27 protein-coding genes are annotated in these 26664 nt (G+C 50.0%); 13 read left to right on the top strand and 14 right to left on the bottom strand.

The window, feature by feature from the left end:
• The first annotated feature begins 353 nt into the window (after window positions 1-353).
• From topA to acnA, 6 genes are all read left to right on the top strand, one after another.
• Window positions 354-2951, top strand: coding sequence for a type I DNA topoisomerase (gene topA, locus A7Z06_RS06520; protein WP_024212414.1), 2598 nt, complete (start codon window positions 354-356; stop codon window positions 2949-2951).
• Between the two features lie 208 nt (window positions 2952-3159).
• Window positions 3160-4134 carry an HTH-type transcriptional regulator CysB gene (gene cysB, locus A7Z06_RS06510; RefSeq protein ID WP_000776255.1) on the top strand — a complete coding sequence of 325 codons (975 nt, stop codon included), beginning with the start codon at window positions 3160-3162 and terminating at the stop codon, window positions 4132-4134.
• A gap of 318 nt (window positions 4135-4452) precedes the next feature.
• Window positions 4453-4593, top strand: coding sequence for a YmiA family putative membrane protein (locus A7Z06_RS06505; RefSeq protein ID WP_001234284.1), 141 nt, complete (start codon window positions 4453-4455; stop codon window positions 4591-4593).
• Window positions 4594-4596: 3 nt separating this feature from the next.
• Window positions 4597-4767: a hypothetical protein gene (locus A7Z06_RS06500; protein ID WP_000261429.1), complete on the top strand. Its 171-nt coding sequence runs from the start codon at window positions 4597-4599 to the stop codon at window positions 4765-4767.
• A 116-nt stretch (window positions 4768-4883) separates the two neighbouring features.
• Window positions 4884-4979 carry a small membrane protein YmiC gene (ymiC, locus tag A7Z06_RS21640; RefSeq protein WP_016158389.1) on the top strand — a complete coding sequence of 32 codons (96 nt, stop codon included), beginning with the start codon at window positions 4884-4886 and terminating at the stop codon, window positions 4977-4979.
• 163 nt (window positions 4980-5142) lie between these two features.
• Window positions 5143-7818, top strand: coding sequence for an aconitate hydratase AcnA (gene acnA, locus A7Z06_RS06490; RefSeq protein WP_085460778.1), 2676 nt, complete (start codon window positions 5143-5145; stop codon window positions 7816-7818).
• Window positions 7819-7881: 63 nt separating this feature from the next.
• On the opposite strand, the gene ribA is transcribed toward acnA, so the two are convergent.
• Complete coding sequence (ribA, locus tag A7Z06_RS06485) at window positions 7882-8472, bottom strand: GTP cyclohydrolase II (RefSeq protein ID WP_001176295.1); 591 nt, start codon at window positions 8470-8472, stop codon at window positions 7882-7884.
• Window positions 8473-8641: 169 nt separating this feature from the next.
• Here ribA and pgpB point away from each other — a divergent pair, with 169 nt between their 5' ends.
• The 5 genes from pgpB to yciH all read left to right on the top strand — a co-directional run bounded on the left by pgpB (window position 8642) and on the right by yciH (window position 12295).
• Window positions 8642-9406, top strand: a complete 765-nt coding sequence (gene pgpB / locus A7Z06_RS06480; RefSeq protein ID WP_105279365.1) for a phosphatidylglycerophosphatase B — start codon at window positions 8642-8644, stop codon at window positions 9404-9406.
• Window positions 9407-9554: 148 nt separating this feature from the next.
• Window positions 9555-9863 carry a lipopolysaccharide assembly protein LapA gene (gene lapA / locus A7Z06_RS06475; protein WP_000876289.1) on the top strand — a complete coding sequence of 103 codons (309 nt, stop codon included), beginning with the start codon at window positions 9555-9557 and terminating at the stop codon, window positions 9861-9863.
• A gap of 6 nt (window positions 9864-9869) precedes the next feature.
• Window positions 9870-11039, top strand: a complete 1170-nt coding sequence (lapB, locus tag A7Z06_RS06470; RefSeq protein WP_000891366.1) for a lipopolysaccharide assembly protein LapB — start codon at window positions 9870-9872, stop codon at window positions 11037-11039.
• Between the two features lie 192 nt (window positions 11040-11231).
• Complete coding sequence (gene pyrF / locus A7Z06_RS06465; RefSeq protein WP_000176262.1) at window positions 11232-11969, top strand: orotidine-5'-phosphate decarboxylase; 738 nt, start codon at window positions 11232-11234, stop codon at window positions 11967-11969.
• On the top strand, window positions 11969-12295 hold the full coding sequence (yciH, locus tag A7Z06_RS06460) for a stress response translation initiation inhibitor YciH (RefSeq protein ID WP_010344773.1): 327 nt from the start codon (window positions 11969-11971) through the stop codon (window positions 12293-12295). Before pyrF ends, yciH begins: the two co-directional genes overlap by 1 nt.
• A gap of 126 nt (window positions 12296-12421) precedes the next feature.
• On the opposite strand, the gene osmB is transcribed toward yciH, so the two are convergent.
• The 3 genes from osmB to A7Z06_RS06445 form a co-directional block, all read right to left on the bottom strand.
• Entirely contained in the window at window positions 12422-12640 is a 219-nt protein-coding gene (osmB, locus tag A7Z06_RS06455; RefSeq protein ID WP_000498252.1) for an osmotically-inducible lipoprotein OsmB, read from the bottom strand.
• A gap of 268 nt (window positions 12641-12908) precedes the next feature.
• A complete protein-coding gene (gene yciT / locus A7Z06_RS06450) occupies window positions 12909-13658 on the bottom strand; it encodes a DNA-binding transcriptional regulator YciT (RefSeq protein WP_001088636.1) in 750 nt (249 codons plus the stop codon).
• 88 nt (window positions 13659-13746) lie between these two features.
• On the bottom strand, window positions 13747-13920 hold the full coding sequence (locus A7Z06_RS06445) for a YciZ family protein (RefSeq protein ID WP_001288366.1): 174 nt from the start codon (window positions 13918-13920) through the stop codon (window positions 13747-13749).
• 36 nt (window positions 13921-13956) lie between these two features.
• Here A7Z06_RS06445 and A7Z06_RS22405 point away from each other — a divergent pair, with 36 nt between their 5' ends.
• On the top strand, window positions 13957-14085 hold the full coding sequence (locus A7Z06_RS22405; RefSeq protein WP_225762567.1) for a hypothetical protein: 129 nt from the start codon (window positions 13957-13959) through the stop codon (window positions 14083-14085).
• On the opposite strand, the gene pdeR is transcribed toward A7Z06_RS22405, so the two are convergent.
• Window positions 14067-16052 carry a cyclic di-GMP phosphodiesterase gene (gene pdeR, locus A7Z06_RS06440; RefSeq protein ID WP_000859925.1) on the bottom strand — a complete coding sequence of 662 codons (1986 nt, stop codon included), beginning with the start codon at window positions 16050-16052 and terminating at the stop codon, window positions 14067-14069. The genes A7Z06_RS22405 and pdeR overlap by 19 nt on opposite strands.
• 53 nt (window positions 16053-16105) lie before the next feature.
• Here pdeR and A7Z06_RS06435 point away from each other — a divergent pair, with 53 nt between their 5' ends.
• Window positions 16106-16228, top strand: coding sequence for a hypothetical protein (locus A7Z06_RS06435; protein ID WP_000221851.1), 123 nt, complete (start codon window positions 16106-16108; stop codon window positions 16226-16228).
• Between the two features lie 65 nt (window positions 16229-16293).
• On the opposite strand, the gene A7Z06_RS06430 is transcribed toward A7Z06_RS06435, so the two are convergent.
• The 9 genes from A7Z06_RS06430 to sapA all read right to left on the bottom strand — a co-directional run bounded on the left by A7Z06_RS06430 (window position 16294) and on the right by sapA (window position 26573).
• A complete protein-coding gene (locus A7Z06_RS06430) occupies window positions 16294-18228 on the bottom strand; it encodes an exoribonuclease II (protein ID WP_000485025.1) in 1935 nt (644 codons plus the stop codon).
• Window positions 18229-18295: 67 nt separating this feature from the next.
• Entirely contained in the window at window positions 18296-19435 is a 1140-nt protein-coding gene (locus tag A7Z06_RS06425; protein ID WP_000437861.1) for a CMD domain-containing protein, read from the bottom strand.
• Window positions 19436-19578: 143 nt separating this feature from the next.
• Window positions 19579-20367: an enoyl-ACP reductase FabI gene (gene fabI, locus A7Z06_RS06420; protein WP_000506485.1), complete on the bottom strand. Its 789-nt coding sequence runs from the start codon at window positions 20365-20367 to the stop codon at window positions 19579-19581.
• A 490-nt stretch (window positions 20368-20857) separates the two neighbouring features.
• Window positions 20858-21220, bottom strand: a complete 363-nt coding sequence (locus tag A7Z06_RS06410; RefSeq protein ID WP_000357908.1) for a DUF559 domain-containing protein — start codon at window positions 21218-21220, stop codon at window positions 20858-20860.
• 70 nt (window positions 21221-21290) lie between these two features.
• Window positions 21291-22097: a peptide ABC transporter ATP-binding protein SapF gene (gene sapF, locus A7Z06_RS06405; RefSeq protein WP_000573415.1), complete on the bottom strand. Its 807-nt coding sequence runs from the start codon at window positions 22095-22097 to the stop codon at window positions 21291-21293.
• Window position 22098: 1 nt separating this feature from the next.
• On the bottom strand, window positions 22099-23091 hold the full coding sequence (gene sapD / locus A7Z06_RS06400; RefSeq protein WP_001128858.1) for a peptide ABC transporter ATP-binding protein SapD: 993 nt from the start codon (window positions 23089-23091) through the stop codon (window positions 22099-22101).
• Entirely contained in the window at window positions 23091-23981 is an 891-nt protein-coding gene (sapC, locus tag A7Z06_RS06395; RefSeq protein WP_001146163.1) for a peptide ABC transporter permease SapC, read from the bottom strand. Before sapC ends, sapD begins: the two co-directional genes overlap by 1 nt.
• Complete coding sequence (gene sapB / locus A7Z06_RS06390; RefSeq protein ID WP_000583281.1) at window positions 23968-24933, bottom strand: putrescine export ABC transporter permease SapB; 966 nt, start codon at window positions 24931-24933, stop codon at window positions 23968-23970. The genes sapC and sapB overlap by 14 nt, the downstream gene beginning before the upstream one ends.
• Window positions 24930-26573 carry an ABC transporter substrate-binding protein SapA gene (gene sapA / locus A7Z06_RS06385; RefSeq protein WP_001250213.1) on the bottom strand — a complete coding sequence of 548 codons (1644 nt, stop codon included), beginning with the start codon at window positions 26571-26573 and terminating at the stop codon, window positions 24930-24932. Before sapA ends, sapB begins: the two co-directional genes overlap by 4 nt.
• Window positions 26574-26664 lie beyond the last annotated feature (91 nt).

The raw sequence follows: 26664 nt of genomic DNA, 5'->3' as shown, positions 1-26664 counted from the left end.
GTCTACGCCAGGCATGGCATGCAGACAAATATACCACGCTGGCGTCAGGAGCGCCTTACTGGCAACTTTGGATTTTGCATGCTAATAAAGTTGCGTAACGGATTTTATCAGGTACAGTGTGACGCTTTCGTCAATCTGGCAATAGATTTGCTTGACATTCGACCAAAATTCCGTCGTGCTATAGCGCCTGTAGGCCAAGACCTGTTAACTCAGTCACCGGAATTTTCGTGAACAGAGTCACGACAAGGGGTTGATATCCGCAGAGAGCGAGTCCATATCGGTAACTCGTTGCCAGTGGAAGGTTTATCAATGTGCGACGCATTCCTGGAAGAATCAAATTAGGTAAGGTGAATATGGGTAAAGCTCTTGTCATCGTTGAGTCCCCGGCAAAAGCCAAAACGATCAACAAGTATCTGGGTAGTGACTACGTGGTGAAATCCAGTGTCGGTCACATCCGCGATTTGCCGACCAGTGGCTCAGCTGCTAAAAAGAGTGCCGACTCTACCTCCACCAAAACGGCTAAAAAGCCTAAAAAGGATGAACGTGGCGCTCTCGTCAACCGTATGGGGGTTGACCCGTGGCACAATTGGGAGGCGCACTATGAAGTGTTGCCTGGTAAAGAGAAGGTCGTCTCTGAACTGAAACAACTGGCTGAAAAAGCCGACCACATCTATCTCGCAACCGACCTTGACCGCGAAGGGGAAGCCATTGCATGGCACCTGCGGGAAGTGATTGGGGGTGATGAAGCTCGCTATAGCCGAGTGGTGTTTAACGAAATTACTAAAAACGCGATCCGCCAGGCGTTCAACAAACCCGGCGAACTGAATATTGATCGTGTTAATGCCCAGCAGGCGCGTCGCTTTATGGATCGCGTCGTGGGTTATATGGTTTCTCCGCTGTTGTGGAAAAAGATCGCTCGCGGTCTTTCCGCCGGGCGTGTGCAATCCGTAGCGGTTCGCCTGGTGGTTGAGCGTGAGCGTGAAATTAAAGCGTTCGTGCCGGAAGAATTCTGGGAAGTCGATGCCAGTACGACTACGCCGTCTGGTGAAGCGTTGGCTTTGCAGGTGACTCATCAGAACGATAAACCGTTCCGCCCGGTCAACAAAGAACAAACTCAGGCTGCGGTAAGTCTGCTTGAAAAAGCGCGCTACAGCGTGCTGGAACGTGAAGACAAACCGACAACCAGTAAACCAGGCGCTCCTTTTATTACCTCTACGCTGCAACAAGCTGCCAGCACCCGTCTTGGTTTTGGTGTGAAAAAAACCATGATGATGGCGCAGCGTCTGTATGAAGCTGGCTATATCACTTACATGCGTACCGACTCCACTAACCTGAGTCAGGACGCGGTAAACATGGTTCGCGGTTATATCAGCGATAATTTTGGTAATAAATATCTGCCGGAAAGCCCGAACCAATACGCCAGCAAAGAAAACTCACAGGAAGCGCACGAAGCGATTCGTCCTTCAGATGTCAATGTGATGGCGGAATCGCTGAAAGATATGGAAGCAGATGCGCAGAAACTGTACCAGTTAATCTGGCGTCAGTTTGTTGCCTGTCAAATGACCCCAGCGAAATATGACTCCACCACGCTGACCGTTGGCGCGGGTGACTTCCGCCTGAAAGCGCGCGGTCGTATTCTGCGTTTCGACGGCTGGACGAAAGTTATGCCTGCGCTGCGTAAAGGCGATGAAGATCGTATTTTACCGGCTGTCGATAAAGGTGACTCCCTGTCGCTTGTTGAACTGACGCCTGCGCAGCACTTTACCAAGCCGCCAGCCCGTTTTAGCGAAGCTTCACTGGTTAAAGAACTGGAAAAACGCGGGATCGGTCGTCCGTCTACCTATGCGTCGATCATTTCGACCATTCAGGATCGCGGCTATGTGCGTGTGGAAAACCGTCGCTTCTATGCGGAAAAAATGGGTGAGATCGTTACCGATCGCCTGGAAGAAAATTTCCGCGAGTTAATGAATTACGACTTTACCGCGCAGATGGAAAACAGCCTCGACCAGGTGGCAAATCACGAAGCAGAGTGGAAAGCTGTACTGGATCACTTCTTCTCTGATTTCACCCAGCAGTTAGATAAAGCGGAAAAAGATCCGGAAGAGGGCGGTATGCGCCCGAACCAGATGGTTCTGACCAGCATTGACTGCCCGACCTGTGGTCGAAAAATGGGGATTCGCACCGCCAGCACCGGGGTATTCCTGGGCTGTTCCGGTTATGCGCTGTCGCCGAAAGAGCGTTGCAAAACCACCATCAACCTGGTGCCGGAAAACGAAGTGCTTAACGTGCTGGAAGGCGAAGACGCTGAAACCAACGCGCTGCGCGCCAAACGTCGTTGCCCGAAATGCGGTACAGCGATGGACAGCTATCTCATCGATCCAAAACGTAAGTTGCATGTCTGTGGTAATAATCCAACCTGCGACGGTTACGAGATCGAAGAGGGCGAATTCCGTATTAAAGGTTATGACGGCCCGATCGTTGAGTGTGAAAAATGTGGTTCTGAAATGCACCTGAAAATGGGGCGTTTCGGTAAGTACATGGCTTGCACCAATGAAGAGTGTAAAAACACACGTAAGATTTTACGTAACGGTGAAGTCGCGCCGCCGAAAGAAGATCCGGTTCCGCTGCCAGAATTACCGTGCGAAAAATCGGATGCTTATTTCGTGTTGCGTGACGGCGCTGCCGGCGTGTTCCTGGCGGCCAATACTTTCCCGAAATCACGTGAAACGCGTGCGCCGCTGGTGGAAGAGCTTTATCGCTTCCGCGACCGTTTACCAGAAAAATTGCGTTATCTGGCTGATGCGCCACAGCAAGATCCAGAAGGTAATAAGACAATGGTTCGTTTTAGCCGGAAAACCAGGCAGCAATATGTCTCTTCGGAAAAAGACGGAAAGGCAACTGGCTGGTCAGCATTTTATGTTGATGGCAAATGGGTTGAAGGGAAAAAATAACCTTTAATTCTTTCTGGTTTTTAAAACAAAGGGTCGCAAAAGCGACCCTTTTTTATTGCATATTATTTTATCTCCACACCTATACACTAAAGCTATAAATGATATAGTGGTTATAGTTAGCACCTTTTTTATTATTAAATCGTATTAGTCACCCGTCAGGAGTGACGAAAAAACGATGTTCTGATGGCGTCTAATTGGATGGTTTAACATGAAATTACAACAACTTCGCTATATTGTTGAGGTCGTCAATCATAACCTGAACGTCTCATCAACGGCTGAAGGACTTTACACATCACAACCTGGGATCAGTAAGCAAGTCAGAATGCTGGAAGATGAGCTGGGTATTCAAATTTTTTCCCGTAGCGGTAAGCATTTGACGCAGGTTACTCCAGCCGGGCAGGAAATAATTCGTATCGCTCGTGAAGTTCTGTCGAAAGTTGATGCTATTAAATCGGTCGCCGGAGAGCATACCTGGCCTGATAAAGGCTCGCTGTATATCGCCACCACGCATACTCAGGCGCGCTATGCATTACCGAATGTCATCAAAGGTTTCATTGAGCGTTATCCTCGCGTTTCTTTGCATATGCATCAGGGATCGCCGACACAAATCGCCGATGCCGTCTCTAAAGGTAATGCCGATTTCGCTATCGCCACGGAAGCACTTCATTTGTATGAAGATTTGGTGATGCTGCCATGCTATCACTGGAATCGGGCTATTGTGGTGACACCTGACCATCCGCTGGCGGGCAAAAAAGCAATTACCATTGAAGAACTGGCGCAGTATCCGTTGGTGACGTATACCTTCGGTTTTACCGGACGCTCCGAGCTGGATACCGCCTTTAACCGCGCAGGGTTGACGCCGCGTATTGTTTTCACGGCTACCGATGCTGACGTGATTAAAACTTACGTTCGCTTAGGGCTGGGTGTTGGGGTAATTGCCAGCATGGCGGTGGACCCGGTTTCTGACCCTGACCTGGTTCGTGTTGATGCGCATGACATTTTCAGCCATAGCACAACCAAAATTGGTTTTCGTCGCAGTACGTTTTTGCGCAGTTATATGTATGATTTCATTCAGCGTTTTGCGCCGCATTTAACCCGCGATGTCGTTGATGCCGCCGTAGCACTGCGTTCCAATGAAGAAATTGAGATCATGTTTAAAGATATCAAATTGCCGGAAAAATAATTACCTGCATTATTTCCGGCACCTTTTATATTTTCGGGGTGCCGGAATATATTCTCTGTTCTTTCTTATTTGTACACCGCTCACAATATTATTATCCCTGAAATCTTTATGGTAAATCGGACGTAAAGTAGTGTCTAATTACCTGCCTCGCAAACTCCAGCCTTCAAATATCTATTTCAGGTCAAAAGATTGAATTATTCACTGGAGACGATTCGTAAATTAGCTGGATTTTTGGCTAAAGTTTCATTAGGATTTGTCTCATCAGTTGATTAATTATACCAATCGTTTAGCGTATTACTGATAAGTGATGGCGATTATATGAGGTTAGCAATGCCTTCTGGAAATCAGGAACCCCGCAGGGACCCTGAATTGAAACGCAAAGCCTGGCTTGCGGTATTTCTTGGTTCTGCGCTCTTCTGGGTGCTTGTTGCACTGCTAATTTGGAAAGTGTGGGGGTAAAGCATGGTCGTTCAGGAGCAGCATCAGATTGCTTTGCCACTGTCTCAGCATAGTGACAATGAAACGGAAACGAAACGGGAATGTTCAGTCGTTATTCCGGATGGCTGGAAACTGACGTCGCAACAGCAAGCGTTTATAGAGATGTTTGCTGAAGATGAGCAGCAGAAACAATAATTATCATCATTCTTATTATCCGATATATTCGTGAATTAAACGGTTTTTAATACACCACAGCAATAAAAGGTTGAATAATTTCAACAGAAAGTAATAACAAGTGAGGGGTGTAGCCTATGATCACCACAAATATGAAATATTGGTCCTGGATGGGCGCATTTTCTCTGTCGATGCTCTTCTGGGTTGAACTCATCTGGATAGTTGCTCACTAATCTCTGACCTCGCTGTGGCGAGGTTTTTCTTTTCTTATCCGCAAGATTTCTCCTCTTTTATCAATTTGGGTTGTTATCAAATCGTTACGCAATGTTTGTGTTATCTTTAATATTCACCCTGAAGAGAATCAGGGCATCGCAACCCTGTTATTAAGGAGGAGCTATGTCGTCAACCCTACGAGAAGCCAGTAAGGATACGTTGCAGGCCAAAGATAAAACTTACCATTACTACAGCCTGCCACTTGCTGCTAAATCACTGGGCGATATCACCCGTCTGCCTAAGTCACTCAAAGTTCTGCTCGAAAACCTGCTCCGCTGGCAGGATGGTAACTCGGTTATCGAAGAGGATATCCACGCGCTGGCGGGCTGGTTGAAAAATGCCCATGCTGACCGTGAAATTGCCTACCGCCCGGCAAGAGTGTTAATGCAGGACTTTACCGGCGTGCCCGCTGTCGTGGATCTTGCGGCGATGCGAGAAGCGGTAAAACGTCTCGGCGGCGATACCGCGAAAGTGAATCCACTCTCACCGGTTGATCTGGTCATTGACCATTCGGTGACCGTCGATCGTTTTGGCGATGATGAGGCATTCGAGGAAAACGTGCGTCTGGAAATGGAGCGAAACCACGAACGTTATGTATTCCTGAAATGGGGACAGCAGGCCTTCAGCCGTTTTAGCGTTGTGCCGCCAGGTACAGGGATTTGCCATCAGGTTAACCTCGAATATCTCGGCAAAGCAGTGTGGAGCGAATTGCAGGATGGTGAATGGATTGCTTATCCGGATACGCTCGTCGGCACCGACTCACACACTACGATGATCAACGGTCTTGGCGTGCTGGGGTGGGGCGTTGGCGGGATCGAAGCAGAAGCCGCAATGTTAGGTCAGCCGGTTTCCATGCTTATCCCGGATGTAGTGGGCTTTAAACTCAGCGGAAAATTACGTGAAGGTATCACCGCCACAGACCTGGTTCTTACCGTCACTCAGATGCTGCGCAAACATGGCGTGGTGGGGAAATTCGTCGAATTTTACGGCGATGGGCTGGATTCGCTGCCGCTGGCGGATCGCGCCACCATTGCCAATATGTCGCCAGAATACGGTGCGACCTGCGGCTTCTTCCCAATCGATGCGGTCACCCTCGATTACATGCGTTTAAGCGGGCGCAGTGAAGATCAGGTCGAACTGGTCGAAAAATATGCTAAAGCGCAGGGCATGTGGCGTAACCCGGGCGATGAACCGATTTTTACCAGTACGTTAGAACTGGATATGAATGACGTTGAAGCGAGTCTGGCGGGGCCAAAACGCCCACAGGATCGCGTTGCACTGCCCGATGTACCAAAAGCTTTTGCCGCCAGTAACGAGCTGGAAGTGAATGCCACGCATAAAGATCGCCAACCGGTCGATTATGTTATGAACGGACATCAGTATCAGTTGCCTGATGGCGCAGTGGTTATTGCTGCCATCACGTCATGTACCAACACCTCTAATCCAAGTGTACTGATGGCCGCAGGCTTGCTGGCTAAAAAAGCCGTAACTCTGGGCCTGAAGCGGCAACCGTGGGTCAAAGCGTCGCTGGCACCGGGTTCGAAAGTGGTTTCTGATTATCTGGCAAAAGCCAAACTGACTCCGTATCTCGATGAACTTGGCTTCAACCTTGTGGGATATGGTTGTACCACCTGTATTGGTAACTCTGGTCCGTTGCCCGATCCTATCGAAACTGCAATCAAAAAAGGCGATTTAACCGTCGGTGCGGTACTGTCCGGCAACCGTAACTTTGAAGGCCGTATTCATCCGCTGGTTAAAACGAACTGGCTGGCTTCGCCGCCGTTGGTGGTTGCCTATGCGCTAGCGGGAAATATGAATATCAACCTGGCTTCAGAGCCTATCGGCCATGATCGTAAAGGCGACCCGGTATATCTGAAAGATATCTGGCCATCGGCACAAGAAATTGCCCGTGCGGTAGCACAAGTCTCTACAGAAATGTTCCGTAAAGAGTACGCAGAAGTTTTCGAAGGGACAGCTGAGTGGAAAGAAATTAACGTTGTACGATCCGATACCTACGGATGGCAGGATGATTCGACCTATATTCGCTTATCGCCGTTCTTTGATGAAATGCAGGCAACACCAGCACCAGTGGAAGATATTCACGGTGCGCGGATCCTCGCAATGCTGGGGGATTCAGTCACCACTGACCATATCTCTCCGGCGGGCAGTATTAAACCCGACAGTCCGGCGGGTCGATATCTACAAGGTCGAGGTGTTGAGCGGAAAGACTTTAACTCCTACGGTTCGCGGCGCGGTAACCATGAGGTGATGATGCGCGGCACATTCGCCAATATTCGCATTCGTAACGAAATGGTGCCCGGTGTTGAAGGTGGAATGACGCGGCATTTACCTGCCAGCGATGTCGTTTCTATTTATGATGCAGCGATGCGCTATAAGCAGGAGAAAACGCCCCTGGCGGTGATTGCCGGTAAAGAATATGGTTCTGGCTCCAGCCGTGACTGGGCGGCAAAAGGTCCGCGTCTGCTTGGTATTCGTGTCGTGATTGCCGAATCGTTTGAACGAATTCACCGCTCGAATTTAATTGGCATGGGCATTCTGCCGCTGGAATTTCCGCAAGGCGTGACGCGTAAAACATTAGGGCTGACCGGGGAAGAGAAGATTGATATTGTCGATCTGCAAAATCTACAACCGGGCGCGACGGTTCCGGTGACGCTGACGCGTGCTGATGGTAGCCAGGAAGTTGTGCCGTGCCGTTGTCGCATCGACACCGCGACGGAATTAACCTATTACCAGAACGACGGTATTTTGCATTACGTTATTCGTAATATGTTGAAGTAACGAGTATTTGCTTGCCGGAAGTAAGATAACCGGCAAGCAAATTAACTTTACAACGTAAGTGGGTTATTTGTTCAGCAAATGCCCCATTTTCTCGGCTTTGGTATCGAGATAATGTTCGTTATTGGGGTTACGACCAACAATCAACGGCACGCGTTCAACAATATTAATCCCGGCTTCGGTCAGAATTTCGACTTTTTTCGGGTTATTGGTTAACAAACGGACTTCATTGACACCAAGGAGTTTGAACATATCAGCGCAAAGAGTGAAGTCGCGCTCATCTGCAGCGAAGCCTAACTGGTGGTTAGCCTCTACGGTGTCGTAACCTTGATCCTGTAATGCGTAAGCGCGAATTTTATTCAGCAGGCCAATGTTACGACCTTCCTGACGGTGATACAGCAAAATACCACGGCCTTCTTCGGCGATTTGCGTCAGCGCCGCTTCCAGCTGGAAGCCACAATCGCAGCGCAAGCTGAACAGGGCGTCACCGGTCAGACATTCGGAATGGACGCGCGCAAGTACCGGGGTATGCCCGGAAATATCGCCATAGACTAGCGCGACATGATCGTGTCCGGTTGCCAGTTCTTCAAATCCCACCATCAGGAAATCGCCCCATGGGGTTGGCAGTTTGGCTTCTGCCACACGTTTAAGCTGCATGAAATTCTCCAGATAATGCTGGTTCTGTATTGGCTTATTTTGCCATAACGCGAAGGCGTTCACCTAATCACGACGCGTCGATCGTTCACTGAATGGCACAAATCTGTCAATTTTTCCAGGTCAGGGCATTTTCAGTTATGATTGTGAGACTTATAAGAAAGGAGAGACCATGCGTTCGATTGCCAGACGTACCGCAGTTGGAGCTGCACTATTACTTATCATGTCTGTAGCGGTATGGATTTCTGGCTGGCGTTGGCAACCAGGAGAGCAGAATGGGGTGTTAAAGGCGGCTTTTTGGGTCACTGAAACTGTCACTCAGCCCTGGGGCGTTATTACGCATCTGATTTTATTCGGCTGGTTCCTTTGGTGCCTGCGTTTTCGGATCAAAGCGGCAATTATGTTGTTTGCCATACTGGCTACGGCGATCCTGGTCGGACAAGCGGTAAAATCCTGGATTAAAGACAAAGTTCAGGAACCGCGCCCGTTTGTTATCTGGCTGGAAAAAACACATTATATTCCGGTTGATGAGTTCTACACTTTAAAGCGTGCAGAGCGCGGAAATTTAGTGAAAGAACAGTTGGCTGAAGAGAAAAATATCCCGCAATATTTGCGAACTCATTGGCAGAAAGAGACCGGTTTTGCCTTTCCTTCTGGTCACACAATGTTTGCTGCCAGTTGGGCTCTGCTGGCCATTGGGCTGTTATGGCCGCGTCGGCGAACCGTAACCATTGCACTCTTGCTGGTTTGGGCAACGGGAGTCATGGGAAGTCGCCTGTTGCTTGGGATGCATTGGCCGCGCGACCTGGTGGTGGCTACGTTGATTTCGTGGGCGCTGGTCGCGGTAGCAACCTGGCTTGCACAACGTATTTGTGGGCCATTAACACCACCACCGGAAGAAAATCGTGAGATAGCGCAACGAGAACAAGAAAGTTAATACTGGTTGAATTTCTGAATTTAACCCTCAAATCATCAACAATGATTGTGGCTACCATTTCGCAGACGTCGTGAAAATGGTAATTTAAAGGGCTATTGCGGTAAGTTGACCATAATTTATTCGCTCTAACCACATAACGGGAAGTAATGTGAAATATTTACTCATTTTCTTACTGGTGTTAGCGATTTTTGTGATTTCCGTCACATTAGGTGCGCAGAATGATCAACAGGTAACATTTAATTATCTGTTAGCGCAAGGGGAGTATCGTATCTCTACTTTGCTGGCGGTATTGTTTGCTGCGGGTTTTGCTATCGGTTGGTTGATTTGTGGCCTGTTCTGGCTGCGAGTTCGTGTTTCTCTGGCGCGCGCTGAACGTAAAATAAAGCGACTGGAAAACCAGCTTTCACCTGCGACTGGCGTGACGGTAGCGCCTGATTCGTCAGTGGCGAAGGAATAACTTTCTATGCTGGAGTTGTTGTTTCTGCTCTTGCCTGTAGCCGCTGCCTATGGCTGGTATATGGGCCGCAGAAGTGCGCAACAAAACAAGCAAGATGAAGCCAACCGCCTGTCACGCGATTACGTAGCAGGGGTTAACTTCCTGCTTAGTAATCAACAGGATAAAGCGGTTGATCTGTTCCTCGATATGCTCAAAGAGGACACCGGCACCGTTGAAGCCCATCTTACGCTCGGAAATCTGTTCCGTTCGCGTGGCGAAGTCGATCGCGCGATTCGTATTCATCAAACCTTAATGGAAAGTGCCTCGTTGACTTATGAGCAACGCTTGCTGGCAATTCAACAACTGGGGCGTGATTACATGGCGGCGGGTTTATACGATCGCGCGGAAGATATGTTTAATCAACTGACCGATGAAACTGACTTCCGTGTTGGCGCATTGCAACAGCTGTTACAAATCTATCAGTCTACCAGTGAATGGCAGAAAGCAATTGATGTCGCAGAACGCCTAGTGAAGCTGGGCAAAGATAAGCAACGCGTCGAGATTGCCCATTTCTACTGTGAACTGGCGCTCCAGCATATGGCCAGCGACGATCTTGATCGCGCTATGACCTTGTTGAGAAAAGGGGCGGCGGCAGATAAAAACAGCGCCCGCGTATCCATCATGATGGGACGTGTGTTTATGGCGAAAGGAGAATACGCCAAAGCGGTCGAAAGCCTGCAACGCGTCATTTCCCAGGACAGAGAACTGGTCAGCGAAACGCTGGAAATGCTGCAAACCTGCTATCAGCAACTGGGTAAAACTGCCGAATGGGCAGAGTTCCTGCAGCGCGCGGTGGAAGAGAATACCGGTGCCGATGCTGAGTTGATGCTTGCAGACATCATCGAAGCGCGCGAGGGCAGTGATGCCGCTCAGGTCTATATTACGCGCCAACTACAACGTCACCCGACCATGCGCGTGTTCCACAAGTTAATGGATTACCACCTGAATGAAGCAGAAGAAGGGCGCGCTAAAGAGAGCCTGATGGTGCTGCGTGACATGGTTGGTGAGAAGGTGCGTAGTAAGCCGCGTTATCGTTGCCAGAAGTGTGGTTTTACCGCATATACGCTCTACTGGCATTGTCCGTCATGTCGGGCCTGGTCAACCATTAAACCCATTCGCGGCCTTGATGGACTGTAACTTCTAAAAAAAATCCAGCTTTAGTTACAACATCCTTATTGTTGCTCTCACATTTTGCTTCGGCAACTCCAGCGTAGAAAAGCCTGACAGGGGAGAAATCGCAACTGTTAATTTTTTATTTCCACGGGTAGAATGCTCGCCGTTTACCTGTTTCGCGCCACTTCCGGTGCCCATCATCAAGAAGGTCTGGTCATGACGTTAACTGCTTCATCTTCTTCCCGCGCTGTTACGAATTCTCCTGTCGTTGTTGCCCTTGATTACCATAATCGTGACGCCGCGCTGGCCTTTGTCGACAAGATCGACCCACGTGATTGTCGTCTGAAAGTCGGCAAAGAGATGTTTACGCTGTTTGGGCCGCAGTTTGTGCATGAATTGCAACATCGCGGTTTTGATATTTTCCTCGATCTGAAATTTCACGACATTCCCAACACCGTAGCGCACGCTGTGACAGCAGCGGCTGACTTAGGCGTGTGGATGGTGAACGTTCATGCCTCAGGTGGGGCACGTATGATGACCGCAGCACGTGAGGCGCTGGTTCCGTTTGGTAAAGATGCACCGCTATTAATTGCTGTGACTGTATTGACCAGCATGGAAGTCAGCGACCTGGCCGATCTTGGAGTGACACTGTCACCAGCGGATTATGCAGAACGTCTGGCGGCATTGACGCAAAAATGTGGCCTTGATGGTGTGGTGTGTTCTGCTCAGGAAGCTGTGCGTTTTAAACAGGTATTCGGTCAGGAGTTCAAACTGGTTACGCCGGGCATTCGTCCGCAGGGGAGTGACGCTGGTGACCAGCGCCGCATTATGACGCCAGAACAGGCGTTGGCGGCTGGAGTTGATTATATGGTGATTGGTCGCCCGGTAACGCAATCGGCAGATCCAGCGCAAACGCTGAAAGCGATCAACGCCTCATTACAACGGAGTGCATGATGAGTGATTCCAACAGCCGTCTGGTTTACTCAACGGAAACCGGACGTATTGATGAGCCAAAAGCGGCCCCTGTACGCCCTAAAGGCGACGGCGTGGTGCGCATTCAACGTCAAACCAGTGGACGTAAAGGAAAGGGCGTTTGCCTGATCACCGGAGTCGATCTCGATGATACCGAGCTGGCAAAACTGGCGGCTGAACTGAAGAAAAAATGCGGCTGCGGCGGAGCAGTAAAAGACGGAATTATCGAAATCCAGGGAGATAAGCGTGATTTATTAAAATCACTCCTTGAAGCGAAAGGAATGAAAGTAAAACTCGCGGGCGGGTAACAAAAAAAGCCACGGAAATATTCCGTGGCTTTCGTTTATTTTACTGTGTGTACTATTCAGTTATTTCGTAATGAACATAGTCAAGCGTATTATAATTGCGAGTCGCTTATCGACATTTATTTACGATTATTTACCGACCTGGTGACCGATAATACCACCAACTGCTGCCCCGCCTAATGTACCCAGCGTGCTGCCATCAGTCAGTACTGCACCACCTAAAGCCCCTGCACCCGCACCGATTGCGGTGTTGCGATCTCGTTTAGACCAATTAGAACAGGCGCTTAGAGACATTGCCAGTGTAATTGCCAGAACAGCAGCGGTCATTTTTTTGCTCGTTACAAACATAATACTCTCTCCTGAATTTATGATTCACGGAAGTAAGCTCTCTATAACTATAATAGTTCAGAATACATCCGTTAAAATAATTCCGTGAAATCCTCTCGCGCGCAGGGTTATATCACGCAGGTGATAGTGACTTCCTGTTATATCGCTGATAATAAGTTTATAACTTTAGGATGTTAATAACAGGTAAATAGTCTTAATTATCAACCAGGAATCATCTTAGAGCGGATGATTTGCGTCAGGGTAAATCATCCGTAGGGAAGGAAAATGATTACATGTCAACGACGTGAACGATTAATTTACTGTGTTCTAAATGCATCGTATCGCTGGCGCGAATCTTCGAATCGGTTATAACACGCTTGATTCTCTCCACAGGACCGATGGAGTAAGAGTGTATGGCACCAAACTTAGAACTGTCAGTCAGGACTATGACTTCGCATTCTTTTTCCAACACGGCATTGACCACATCGGTACGCATCATGTCGCGACCTGTAAATCCAGTTTCAGGTTGCCAGCCATCGATACCAATAAATGCCTTACTGAAATGCACCTGTTGGATGCACTGACGTGTCAGTGGGCCAACCATACTTTCGCTTTTTTTCTGGTACACGCCGCCAAGTAAAATGACTTCACAAGGCGCGTCTTTCAGTAAATGCGCTATATAGCTGCTGACCGTAATGATGGTGACATTTTTCTTCTGCTCACCTAATGTGCGAGCCAGAAGGGCATTACTGCTACCATTCTCGATAAAGATGGTTTCACCCGGTTGAACCAGTGAGGCGGCAAACTCGGCGAGTTCACGCTTCAGCGTATAATTACTCATCATACGGGTTTCGACGTCATCACTATCAAGCGAAACAGCAAAGCCATGTGCACGGCGTAGATAGCTAAGTTTTTCGAGGGTGTTGAGATCCTGGCGAATGGTAACTTCGGAAACTCCAGTGGCTTTTGCCAGATCGGTTACACTAACCTGACCCTGCTCAATGACCATCTGTAGAATAGTTTGTTGTCGGGAATTCATCGCTGTAATTCTTATAACGTTATAATACTAAATAAAAAATGCTGACGCGCCGGGCATCCTTAAATAGGGAAACCTGAAAGCACGATTGTTAAATCTCCCACGGTGCCTTCGGGATGTCTGGCGTAGATGCAGCAACCTGGCGCAACAGTTCTGCTTTAAGTATCTCGAGATTATGGATCGCAGAGTGGTAATCGCCCGCCACAAGGATATCTAACACAATATCAATACGTTCGGCAACGCGTTGGGCATCAAATTCAGACATCAGGGTATCCTCAAGGCAAAAAAGTGAAAATGAATAATGCAAAAATTGCCGCTAAAAGAGAAGTGTTTAACGGCAAAGGCTAATTATCATTCATTAATACGATATGTAATGGAATTATATACTGTTACATTTATATATTCGTCTCTTTATGCGCGCTTCAGATAACGTTTATACCAGCGTTCAAAAGCCACGGCAGGCATCGGTTTAGCAAACAAAAATCCTTGTCTCTCATTGATGCCATTTTTGGTCAAAAAGGCATCTTCTTTTGCACTCTCTACACCTTCGGCAATCACCTGAAGATTGAGCGCCTGAGCCACGGCGACGATCGCACGTACCAGCGACTGCGAGACTGGCTGTTTGTGAATATCACGGACAAAAACCTGGTCGAGTTTTATAGCATCGATGGGGAATCGTGCCAGTTGGGAAAGAGAAGAGTAACCCGTGCCGAAATCATCCAGATGAACCTGTGCGCCTAATTGACTGAATTGCTGAATAACGGAAAGCGCCAACTGATCGTTTTCAATCAGACAGCTTTCAGTCAGCTCGACATCAATAGGGCAATACTCAAATTTAAGTTCCTGGAGTACCTGTTTCAGGTCAGTGAAAATGGTTTGATCGGCAAGTTGGCGTGCTGAGACATTCACCGCAACCCGAAGATTAATGCCTTTATCTCGCCATTTTGCTACCTGGCGCACGACGTCGAGAATAACCCAACGGCCTAGAGGCACAATCAGACCGGACTCTTCGGCATAGGAAATAAAGTCCAGAGGGGGAATTAAGCCACGTTCGGGAGACTGCCAGCGTACCAGGGCTTCCAGACTGCGTACTTCACCCCGCCAGGTGATTTTCGGCTGGTAGTGAATAACTAACTGATCGTTTTCCAGAGCTTTACGCAGGTTGGTATCCAACCACAGATATTCGAATACCCGTTGATTCATTTCCGGCGAAAAGACGCAAAATTGTCCTCGTCCGCCTTCTTTGGCACTGTACATTGCCGTATCGGCATGGCGAATAATCGCCGCGCTGTCTGAGCCATGTTGCGGTGAAAGTGAAATACCAATTGAACAGCCGGTATAAACTTCGATTAAACCGATGCGAAAGGGTTGGCGCAGGCGGGTCAAAATCCGCGATGCCATTGCTTCCAGGGCACTTTGCGAGGTGTTTGGTGCGAGTACCAGAAATTCATCGCCGCCAAGACGTGCTAACACCTGATCCTGCTCAAGACAGCTTAAAATAGCCAGTGAAACCTCGCGTAACAGCTGGTCGCCAAACAAATGCCCGTAGGCATCGTTCACTTTTTTAAAATTGTCTAAATCGAGATAAACCACTCCGACTTTACCCTCGTCGGCCTCATTAATGGCGTAGTCGATTAATTCCTGCATTGCGTTACGATTCGGTAGCCCGGTGATGCTGTCAGTGTTAGCCAGGATTCGCAATCGTTCCTGGGCGTGACGTTCTTCGGTGATATCGGTGCCGGAACAAATTAAATAGATCTCATTTTTGCCGCTACCGCTGTGGACAAATTTGTTGCGAAACAGAAACAGTCGCTGACCTTTGCGCGTCTGTACCCAACGCTCGACTTCATAGGCGTTGCCACTACGAAAAAAACTGCTGTTGTTACGCCGGGAGATCGCGGCTTCACGGCGACTCATAAACAATTTAAACACACTTTGCCCAATGACATCGTGTTCTTTCAGCCCTGTGTATTCTTCGCATAACCGATTAAAACGCTGGATATTCCCTCGGCTATCCAGAATCACTATTGCGGAATGTGCTTCAGAAACCACCTGTTCAGCAAAGGAAAGTCCGTGTGATAAATCACGAGCAACCGCTGGTGTGTCATGCCATGCCGACGCGTTGCCACCCCATTCGCGCTTATTGATTTTTCGTCCCACCAGATGGACAGAAAGGTCGCTCTCATCGACTGTCAGGCTCATCATCAGGCTGGAGGTGATGACCGTCATTTCCCGGATACGAGCAGCCTGTTCGGCAGATAACTGCAGAGTACGTTCAGGTTCTGTTGTTTCAGTGGTGGAAAAGCGCAAAACATCACTGTTTTCCGACAACCGCCAGTATGGGTTGTGCGAGCCGAGAAAGTTGTACAACGTTGTGGACTCCCTAACGGTTTTCATGATGCATACCCTACGGTTAACGGCGAAGCTCACCATTAAATGAAAGGTTCAACATGACTTACATGAAATTAATGTCGGCTAAACGTATTGTTTTATTTATATATTTATTTGTAATCCAGTTTTGGGAAAACGCCAGTTTTCAAACGGAAGTCATTAAAAAAAATCTGCTGAGATAAAACGAAGGCGAAGGGAGGGGGAAAAGCAAACGGCCCATCCGTAATGAACGGGCCGTGAAAGGGGATTACGCGACCGGGCGCGCAATAATACTACGGGTTTCCATGCGTACTTCTGCGATGGTGACGTCGATAACGTCGGTTACCTTGTAAACCGTTTCACCTTTAATTTGTACGGTGCCGTTTTCCTGACTGCAAACCAGTTCATCGCGCACGGCGTGTAAGAATGGTGCAGGGATAAAGGCGATTGCGCCGTTATCGACCAGCCGCACACGCATACCGCCACGGCTGATATCGACGATTTCCGCCGCAAAACGGGTATCGGTTCCGGCTTTATCTTTCAGGAAACGTGCGTATAACCAGTCGCCGACATCACGTTCTGCCATTCGGTTGAGGCGGCGACGCTCTGCCATTTGGACGGTGATCTCATCCTGTGGACGCGTCGCTGTTTCGCCTTTGATGATCGCTTTCAGCAGACGATGGTTGATCATGTCGCCATACTTACGAATCGGTGAAGTCCAGGTGGCATACGCTTCCAGACCGAGACCAAAGTGAGGGCCAGGTTCGGTGCTGATTTCTGCAAAAGACTGAAAACGGCGAATGCGGCTGTCAAGGAAACCAGTCGGTTGCGCATCCAGCTCACGGCGCAGTTTGCAGAAGCCGTCCAGTGTGAGCACTTCTTCGGCGTCAACATGCAGGCCGTGCGTTTTCAGTAATGCTGCCAGCGCGTCGGCATTTGCCGGATCAAAGCCCATATGCACGTTATAGATACCGAAACCGAGCTTATCGCGCAGCACGCGAGCCGCACATATGTTGGCGGCGATCATCGCTTCTTCGACGATACGGTTGGCAATACGACGCGGTTCAGCGACGATATCCAACACTTCACCTTTTTCACCCAGAATAAAACGGTAATCCGGGCGATCTTTAAACACCAACGCATGGTTATTACGCCATTCGCCGCGACGCTGGCAAATTTGCGCTAACAGGCGGATTTGTTCCGCAATCGCATCACTTTCTGGCTGCCAGTCACCGGTGTTTTCCAGCCAATCGGAAACCTGGTCATAAACCAGTTTCGCTTTGGATTCGATGGTGGCAGCAAAAAATTCGATGTCGTCTTCAATGGTGCCGTCAGCGGATAGCGTCATCCGACATGCCAGCACCGGACGCACTTCATTGGCACGCAGGGAGCAGAGATCGTCGGAAAGTTCCCGTGGCAGCATTGGGATATTGAAGCCTGGCAGATAGTTGGTGAACGCACGAATTTTCGCGGCTTTGTCCAGCTTGCTGCCTTCTGCGATCCACGCGGTTGGGTCGGCAATCGCCACAATCAACTGTAGTTTGTCATCCGGCAGCGCCCTGGCGAAGAGGGCATCATCCATATCTTCCGTGCTGGCGCTGTCAATGGTGACAAAGTCCAGTGCAGTCAGGTCTTCACGTACCAGACCTTCATCGAGCATTTCGGTAGCGACACCGTCTGGCGCTTCTTTTTCCAGATTATGGCGTGCCAGGGTTACCCACCACGGCACGAAATGGTCGTCACCAAAAGTGATGTATTGTGTCAGTTCCGCATAGAATGAGCGATCGCCTTTCAACGGATGGCGGCGCATTTCGGCAACCGCCCAGTCGCCTTCTTTAAACTCATGGGTCAGGCCACGAGCCGCGCGACAAGGAATGGCGTCTTTTAAGAGTGGATGATCAGGAACGATGGCCAGACGGTCATTTTTGCCCTGAACTTTCCCCACAAAACGAGTCAGAAACGGTTCAACCAGTTCTTCTGGCTCTGCGGATTCACGTTCTTTTTCACTGTGGATCACCGCGATAATTCGGTCGCCATGCATGACTTTTTTCATCTGCGGCGGCGGAATGAAATAACTTTTCTGTGCGTCGACTTCCAGGAAGCCAAAGCCTTTTTCAGTGGCTTTTACCACCCCTTCAGCGCGGGGCGTCTGGGAATGCAGTTGCTGTTTAAGCTGCGCTAGCAGCGGGTTGTCCTGAAACATAATTGTCTATTTTGGTGGCCATTAGAGCGGCTGACAGTTTTACGCGATTCTGCCTGACGCAGCAAGGTTAATGTGTTTCACCCAACGCGATTTTTAAGCGATTTATCCAACCACAAAACCCGCTCCATACCAGCAGATTGATAACCTGAGCTGATGATATTTCATGTTCGAGTAATGGGCTAAACTGGGCGGCGCTAAAGCGATCGGGTGCTCGTGTCAGCCATTGTATCGCCTGAACGGTAGCGCGCTCAACAGAATGACGGTCAGCCCATTGGTTTATTTCGTTTTCGCCCTGAAGCAGAATGCATATTGCTTCTTTATATTCAACATTTGAATGAATTAAAGAGGTGAAACAGGTAACGCTCCCGTTAATTCGTGCACTGAGTAAGGCAGCAAGTTGATGGCTGGATTTTGTTGTTACCAAGGAACTGGATAGCAACGTCACAAAGAGTGAAAGTGAGGCAGGGTGCAGATTCAATATTGCTATCAGTTGGCGGAGTTCGGATGGTAGCTGTCGGAGAGCATTCATCTCTTGCTCTTGCGGATATTTATCCACTTCGTAGCAGGCACGCCAGCCAGTTGATGCTTCAGCAAAAAGTGAACCGTCTGCGTAGCTTTGCACTTCCAGACCGGGTAGCCAGCGTATCGGGTGCTCAAGATAAGCCTGAAATGTGGCGATCGCTCGCGCCTGAAAACCAACAAAGCCGATGATTTGATTGATAATTACACAGTCCCAGGCGGTAAGCCCGACATCGTTAAGATGCTGGCGGGACTGACCGTCGATAATAGATGGAGAACCAGCCAGTTGACGGGCATATTGCGTGATTTGCGCCAGCCGATGATTGCTTTCCCTGGAGGAGTCTGGCCCGGGAAGCGGTGTCAGACGCGCGGAATAGTAGTTGCATAACCGCTGGACGCCGCAGACCTGGGCAACCGTCAGGGCGGTCGTCAGGCGTTCATAGGCGGTGAATGTTTGTAAGCGTGTCACTGCAAGCTGGTCGGGGAAGAACTCTACAGCAAGAGCACGCGCCGGGATCAGCCACGAATGAAAGGGATCAAGTGTTTCTTCATCAAGGATCACGTCGAGCAGAAAAGGATCGGTTACCTTTGCGGCTCCCGGAACCAGTGGCAAAACGTCATACTCCGAAGTACTGGATTGCGTTTCATGATACCAGTGGCTTTTGCCGGTAATGTGGCGTTGTTCCATGGGTACTCCTTGGTCGTAAAGGAAATCGTTATCCTGACGCAAGGTTTGGAGGGGAGAAAGACGGATCGGTGATAACAAATATCAGAAAGGTATAACAGAGAAATCGGGCGGCAGAACGCCGCCCATCTTTACCAACAGAACGATTATTTCAGTTCCAGTTCGTTCATGGCAGCGATGCTGAAACCGCCGTCAACGTGGACCACTTCACCGGAGATACCGGCAGAGAGATCGGAGCACAGGAATGCCGCGGAGTTACCCACATCTTCAATAGTAACGGTACGGCGAATCGGGGTAACGGCTTCGCAATGAGCCAGCATTTTGCGGAAGTCTTTGATACCGGAGGCCGCCAGAGTACGGATCGGACCAGCAGAGATGGCGTTAACACGCACACCTTCCGGACCCATCGCGTTCGCCATATAGCGCACGTTCGCTTCCAGAGACGCTTTTGCCAGACCCATAACGTTGTAGTTCGGGATAGCGCGCTCAGCGCCAAGGTAGGAAAGGGTCAGCAGGGCAGAACCCGGATTCAGCATGGAGCGGCAAGCTTTTGCCATTGCAACGAAGCTGTAGGAGCTGATGTCGTGAGCAATTTTGAAGCCTTCACGGGTAACGGCATTAACATAGTCACCATCCAGCTGATCGCCAGGTGCAAAACCAATAGAGTGTACGAAACCGTCAAATTTCGGCCAAACTTTCGCCAGTTCAGCGAACATGGTGTCGATGCTGGCATCTTCTGCAACATCGCACTGCAGAACGATGTCAGAACCCAATTGAGCGGCAAATTCTTCTACGCGGCCTTTCAGTTTGTCGTTCTGGTAGGTGAATGCCAGTTCAGCTCCTTCGCGGTGCATCGCCTGAGCGATACCGTAGGCGATGGACAGTTTGCTGGCAACACCGGTTACCAGAATGCGCTTACCGGAAAGAAAACCCATAGCTTTAATCCTTATTGTTGATGCTTGTTGTGCCTGAAAATCAGGCGATTCGTCGTTTAAATAAACAGTACGAACAGATAAACGGTTATTATAATCAACCTGGCTGTGGGTGGCTATAGTTGCCAGGTCCGACCGGAGCAGGGCGCGGGCAGGGTGGGTGCTTTTCCCCTCACCCTAACCCTCTCCCCAGAGGGGCGAGGGGATCGTATTGTGCAAATATTGTCACCCCAGCAACAAACAGGCACATACAGCCCCCTAGTCCTTTCAGGGAGAGGGTGACCGGCAGTTCAGTCCTGGCCGAATATTCTTTATCATCCGCCTCTATATTTTCACCACAACAGCCACCCGGCTCGGTCGGCTTCCTCGCCCTTTCAGGGAGAGGGCTGGGGAGAGGGTGACCGGCGATTCAGTCCTTGCCGAATATTCTTCACCATCCGACTCCATGTTTTCACCACAGCAACTACCCGACTCAGTCGGCTCCCTCGCCCTTTCAGGGAGAGGGCTGGGGTGAGGGTGACAGGCGACTCAGTTCCTGCAGAATAATCTCCAGCACCGCCTCCTCATTACAATCAATCTCGTTATTCCAGAAACGCAGCACGGTCCAGCCCTGTGACTCAAGCCAGCGTGTGCGCCTGGTATCATAGGCAACTGTCGAATCATGCTGCCCACCATCCAGCTCAACTACTACACGCGCCGAGCAGCAGGCAAAATCGAGAATGTAGCTCCCCACCGGATGTTGACGGCGAAATTTGAAATCACCAAAACGTCGGCTGCGAAGATATCGCCAGAGCTTTCGTTCCTGCGGGGTGAGATTGCGTCTTAAATAACGCGCATTTGATTTTATTTTATCCATCCACTCATTCTGACAAGATTTAATCCCTTGTCAGAATGAGGTGAATTATCTGGAAGGCGGGTTCAGAAAATCAACGATCTTTGCGCCACGCATCCGCCGTCAACGCTTCGCCAAAGTGCCCGGAAATGAGCCGTTTGGTGAGTTCATGTAGCGGCGATGCCAGCACGTCAGCCGTACTACCGCGCTCGACCACTTCACCCTGATGCATGACCAGAACCTGGTCGCTGATATGCTTCATCATCCCGATATGTTGGGTAACATAAATATAAGAAATGCCCTGTTTCTCTTGTAGCTCCAGCATCAGATTAATCAACTGCGAACGCATCGACATATCCAGCGAGGCGAGAGCTTCATCCGCGATAATAACTTTTGGGCGCAATATCAGCGCGCGCGCCAGACCCAGACGTTGTTTTTGCCCTGGTGCCAGCATATGCGGATAGTAACTGACGTGATCCGGTAGCAGCCCGACCATACGCATTGTTTCAATAATCTGTTTGCGGCGCTGTTCAGGTTCCAGATCGGTGTTCAAACGCAGAGGAAAATCAAGGATCTGCGAGATACGCTGACGCGGATTCAACGAGGTCGATGGATCCTGAAAAATCATGCGAATCCGCTGGCTGCGGAAGGAGTAATCGCCAAAATGCAGCGGATGATCGTCAATCAATAACTCGCCGCTGGTTGGCTCAATCATTCCTGCCAGCATTTTCGCCAGCGTCGATTTACCGGAGCCGTTTTCACCAATAATCGCCAGCGTCTGGCGTTCACGTAGCGTAAAGCTCAAGGGTTTTACGGCTTCTACGGTCTGACGACGAAACCAGCCAGTTCGGTAGCGGAACGTTTTGCTTAAATTACGCACTTCGAGCAGCGTTTCGATCATCTCACTCTTTCTCCATATTCAGCGGGAAATGACAGGCATAGAGATGATTTTTCGCGCCCGTCAGGCGCGGCGTCACTATACATTCTCGTTGTGCATATGGGCAACGTGGCCCCAGACGACAACCAATGGGTAATTGTTCCAGAAGCGGGATTGCACCAGGCAGCGTATTGAGGCGACTTTTATGCGGCATCGCGCTGCCGAAATCCGGTATCGCGCGGATCAGCGCCTGGGTGTAAGGATGATGCGGCATTGTCACCAGCTCCTTACTTGGCGCGGTTTCCACTGTCTGACCACAATAAAGCACGTTGATTTTATCCGCCCATTGGCTAAGCATTTGTAAGTCATGGCTGATAAGCAAAATAGTAGTATTGCTGTTTTGGTTGAGACGCGTCAGCAGGCGAAAGATTTGCGCCTGGGTTGTTGGCTCCATTGAGTTTGTCGGTTCGTCAGCAATCAGCAGACGCGGTTGATTCGCCAGTGCAATGGCTATCATCACTTTCTGACATTCACCTTCGGTCAACTCATAGGGAAAACTGCGCATCGCATCTTTGTGATCTTTAATCCCCACGCGGTGCAGCAGTTCAATGGCACGCCGTTTGCGCCAGCCAAAACGCTGCCACCAACGGCCTTTATAGGTCCAGGCTGGGATGTTTTGCATCAACTGGCGACCCACACGTTCTGAAGGATCTAGACACGACTGCGGTTCCTGGAAAATCATCGACACGTTGTGGCCAACCAGTTTGCGCCGTTCGCGTGCGGAGAGACGCAGCAAATCGATATCATCAAAACGCATACGGTCAGCAGTAACACGCCAGTTATCTTTATTCACCCCACAAATCGCTTTCGCAATCAAACTCTTGCCGGAACCGGATTCACCAACAAGACCGCGGATTTCACCTTCGGTTAAGGTCATACTTACCCGGTCAACGGCTTTAACCCACTCATCACCGGTTTTAAATTCAATAGTCAGGTTACGAATATCGAGTAATGGCATTATTCCACTCCCGCAATAATTGCACGACGGACACCGTCGCCAAGGAGGTTAACCAACAGCACGCTAATCATAATTGCCGCACCTGGCAGCATGACAGTCCACGGGGCGACATAAATCAGTTCCAGCGCATCACCGAGCATCGCTCCCCATTCAGGTGAGGGGAGTTGTGCGCCGAGATCGAGAAAGCCCAGCGCGGCGATATCGAGAATTGCCATCGACAGTGCGCGGGTGATCTCGGTGACCAGTCCGGCGGTGATGTTAGGCATCACCGCAAACCAGAGAATATTCAGCGTTGATGCGCCATCCAGACGGGCGGCGATAACGTACTCTTTTTCCAGTTCGTCATGCACCATGCTGTAAATCGAACGTACCATACGCGGCAGTAGCGCCAGCCAGACGGCAAACATGGCGTGAGACAAACTCGGTCCGGCAAACGCTACAACGATAATTGCCAGCAGCAGGGAAGGGATCGCCAGTAAGGTATCCAGGATATGGTTAAGGACCGCTGAGCGTAGGCCGTGCGTCGCGCCGGCGAAGGTGCCCAGTACCAGGCCACAGATCGTCGCGGCAAGAGTCACCACAAATGCACCGCCTACGGTTGGCGCAGCTCCGCTCAGTAAACGGCTTAAAACATCGCGTCCGAGGTCGTCAGTCCCCAGGAAGAAAGAAACTTCGCCATAGCGTGACCATGACGGCGGCAATAATTGATAACCGAGAAATTGCTGATCGATGCCGTAAGGCGCAAACCAGCCGCCGAAAATACACAGTACAGCCAGCCCCGCGCAGCCGTACAGGCCGACCATCGCAGAGGCATCACTATAAAATTTGCGCCAGGCGGTACGCAGCGTGCCCGGCGGGCGCTTTTCGCTGTATACGCTATCGTAAGGCATACCATTCCTTATGTTTCAGAGGGTTAGCCATGGCACCCAAAATATCAGAAATCACGTTAACAATAATGACCAGTGAGCCACACACCATCACTCCGGCGGAAATGGCTGCGTAATCCTGCTGGCGGATAGCGTTAATTAACCAGCGGCCTAAACCCGGCCAGCTAAAAACCATTTCGGTGATCATCGCCAGCGTCAGCATGGTAGAAAACTGTAAGCCCAGGCGAGGAATAACCGGAGGTAACGCGTTATGCAGAACGTGGCGACGCAAAATAGTAAAGCGCGACAAACCGCGGGTCGCCGCTGCTTTAACATAGTTCTGGTCATATACTTCGATAGTGCTAATACGCATCAGTCGGATCACTTCAGTTGTTGGCGCAACCGACAGGGTGATCACGGGCAATATCATATGGCGGATTGCGCTCATGACCATTTCATCCCGCCATGGTGAGTCCGAAAGCCAGGCATCAATCAACGCAAAACCGGTAATCGGTTTCACTTCGTAGAGCAGATCGAAACGCCCTGAAACGGGCAACCAACCTAGCGTGAGTGAACAAAACAGCGTCAACAGAAGCGCCAGCCAGAACACCGGGATTGAAAAGCCCAGTAAGGCGATGGCGTTGATCAAGTTATCCTGCCACTTATGGCGCGTAATCCCGGCAATCATCCCCACGGGGATGCCAACAATCAGCGCAAAACCGAAGGCGAGGATGCACAGTTCCATCGTCGCCGGGAAGACCTCTTTTAACTGTTCGGCAATCGGTTGACCGTTAATGCTGGAAACACCAAAATCCCAGTGGATCAGGCCATTAAACCAGAACACCCAGGCATTCCACAGTGACGCGCCTTGTAACGGCGCATGTGGGGTGAAATAGCTCAAGCTGAAGCCAACGAAGGTCAGCAGGAACAAGGTGACAATCAATAACAAAATGCGACGTAAGGTGAAGATAATCATGGTTTTTTCACCTCATCCTGTTTCTCGCGATACACCCCAGCAAAGGAGGCGTTACCAAACGGGCTAAGTACCAGACCTTTGATATCGTACCGATAGGCCTGCAAACGCAATGACGACGCCAGCGGCAAAATGGGCAATTCCTGCGCCAGAATACTCTGCGCTTCGTCATAGGCTTCGATGCGCGCCGCCAGTTGCTGCGAGGAGAGCGCCTTACGCAATACGCTGTCGAATTTCGGATCGCACCAGTGGGCGAGGTTGGTCTGCGAATGAATTGCCGCGCAGCTCAGTAACGGACGGAAGAAACTGTCCGGGTCGTTACTGTCAGTCGCCCAACCGGATAACGTCAGATCATGGCTCATATCCATCAACCGCGCCTCCTGAAAGCGACCTTCTACCGGCACAATCACCACTTTTACGCCAACCTGCGCCATATCTGCCTGAATCAGTTCGGCAGTTTTCAGTGGACTGGGGTTCCACGCCTGCGAACGTGTTGGCACCCACAGTTTCAGCGTTAAGTTTTCCAGCCCCAAAGCCTTCAACTGTTCGCGCGATTTCGCCGGATTGTATTCAGTAATTTTAGCCTCGTTGTCATAGGCCCACGAGGCGCGCGGTAAAATAGAGGCCGCCGTTTCAGCCGTACCATAATAGATGGATTGCATCAGGCGCTGGTTATTAATCGCCAGTGCCAGTGCATGGCGGACAGCGGGATTATTTAGCGGCGGTTTGGCGGTGTTAAATGCCAGATAGGCGACGTTCATCCCAGGACGCAGCGTTAAACGCAAGCGCGGGTCGTCACGCAAAATGGATAGCTGGCTGGCAGCAGGCCAGGCCAGAACGTCGCATTCACCAGTCAGGAGTTTCGACAGACGTCCGGTGCCGCCGGAGCCTAAATCCACCACCACCTGCGGCATTAACGGTTTACCGCGCCAGAAGTCATCATGACGTTGTAGGCGAATAAATTGCCCGGCGCGGTATTCCGACAACTGATACGGTCCAGTGCCGACCGGTTGACGGTCGAGTTGCTCCTGGCGATCTTCTTTCTCTAACTTCCGGGCATATTCTGCCGACATGACCGAAGCATAATGGGTTGCGAGGTGCCACAAAAAAGAAGCATCCGGCTGAGCCAGACGGAACTCAACGGTATGATTATCCAGTTTACGGACGCTTTTCACGTTATCGGCAAATTGCAGGCTGTCGAAGTAGGGGAAGTTGCTGCCGTTGACGTTATGCCACGGGTTGTTGCGGTCAAAAATTCGCTGGAAGGTAAACACCACATCGTCGGCATTCATTTTACGAGTGGGAGTAAACCAGTCGGTTTTTTGAAACGGAACATCGCGACGTAGGTGGAAGCGATAGGTCGCGCCGTTGTCGAGTACTTCCCAGCTTTCGGCAAGTTCCGGCATCAGGCGATAGGTATAGGGATCGACATCCAGCAGTCGATCATAAAACTGGGCGGCAAGGGTATCGACAATTAACCCACTGCTCGCTTTGGATGGGTTAAAGGTGTTGACTTGCCCGCTGACGCAATAGACAAAACCGCTGTCGCGGATATCAGCATGCGGGGGGGATTCAGGCGCGGCGATTGCCTGACCACTCACCAGTCCAGCAATCACCAAAAGAGACGATAATACCTGGCGCATAATATTAAGGGATTTTATGTAAAGAGGCTATCTTACTAATATTTAATGACATTTGCCATTACCGTTTGTGTTCAGGGGTCGTAATGAGGGC

This window comes from Escherichia sp. MOD1-EC6819, assembly GCF_002965765.1.
GTDB classification, from domain to species: domain Bacteria; phylum Pseudomonadota; class Gammaproteobacteria; order Enterobacterales; family Enterobacteriaceae; genus Escherichia; species Escherichia ruysiae.
The sequence above is the reverse complement of the archived record's forward strand: the minus strand, read 5'-3'. Positions and strand labels throughout refer to the sequence as shown.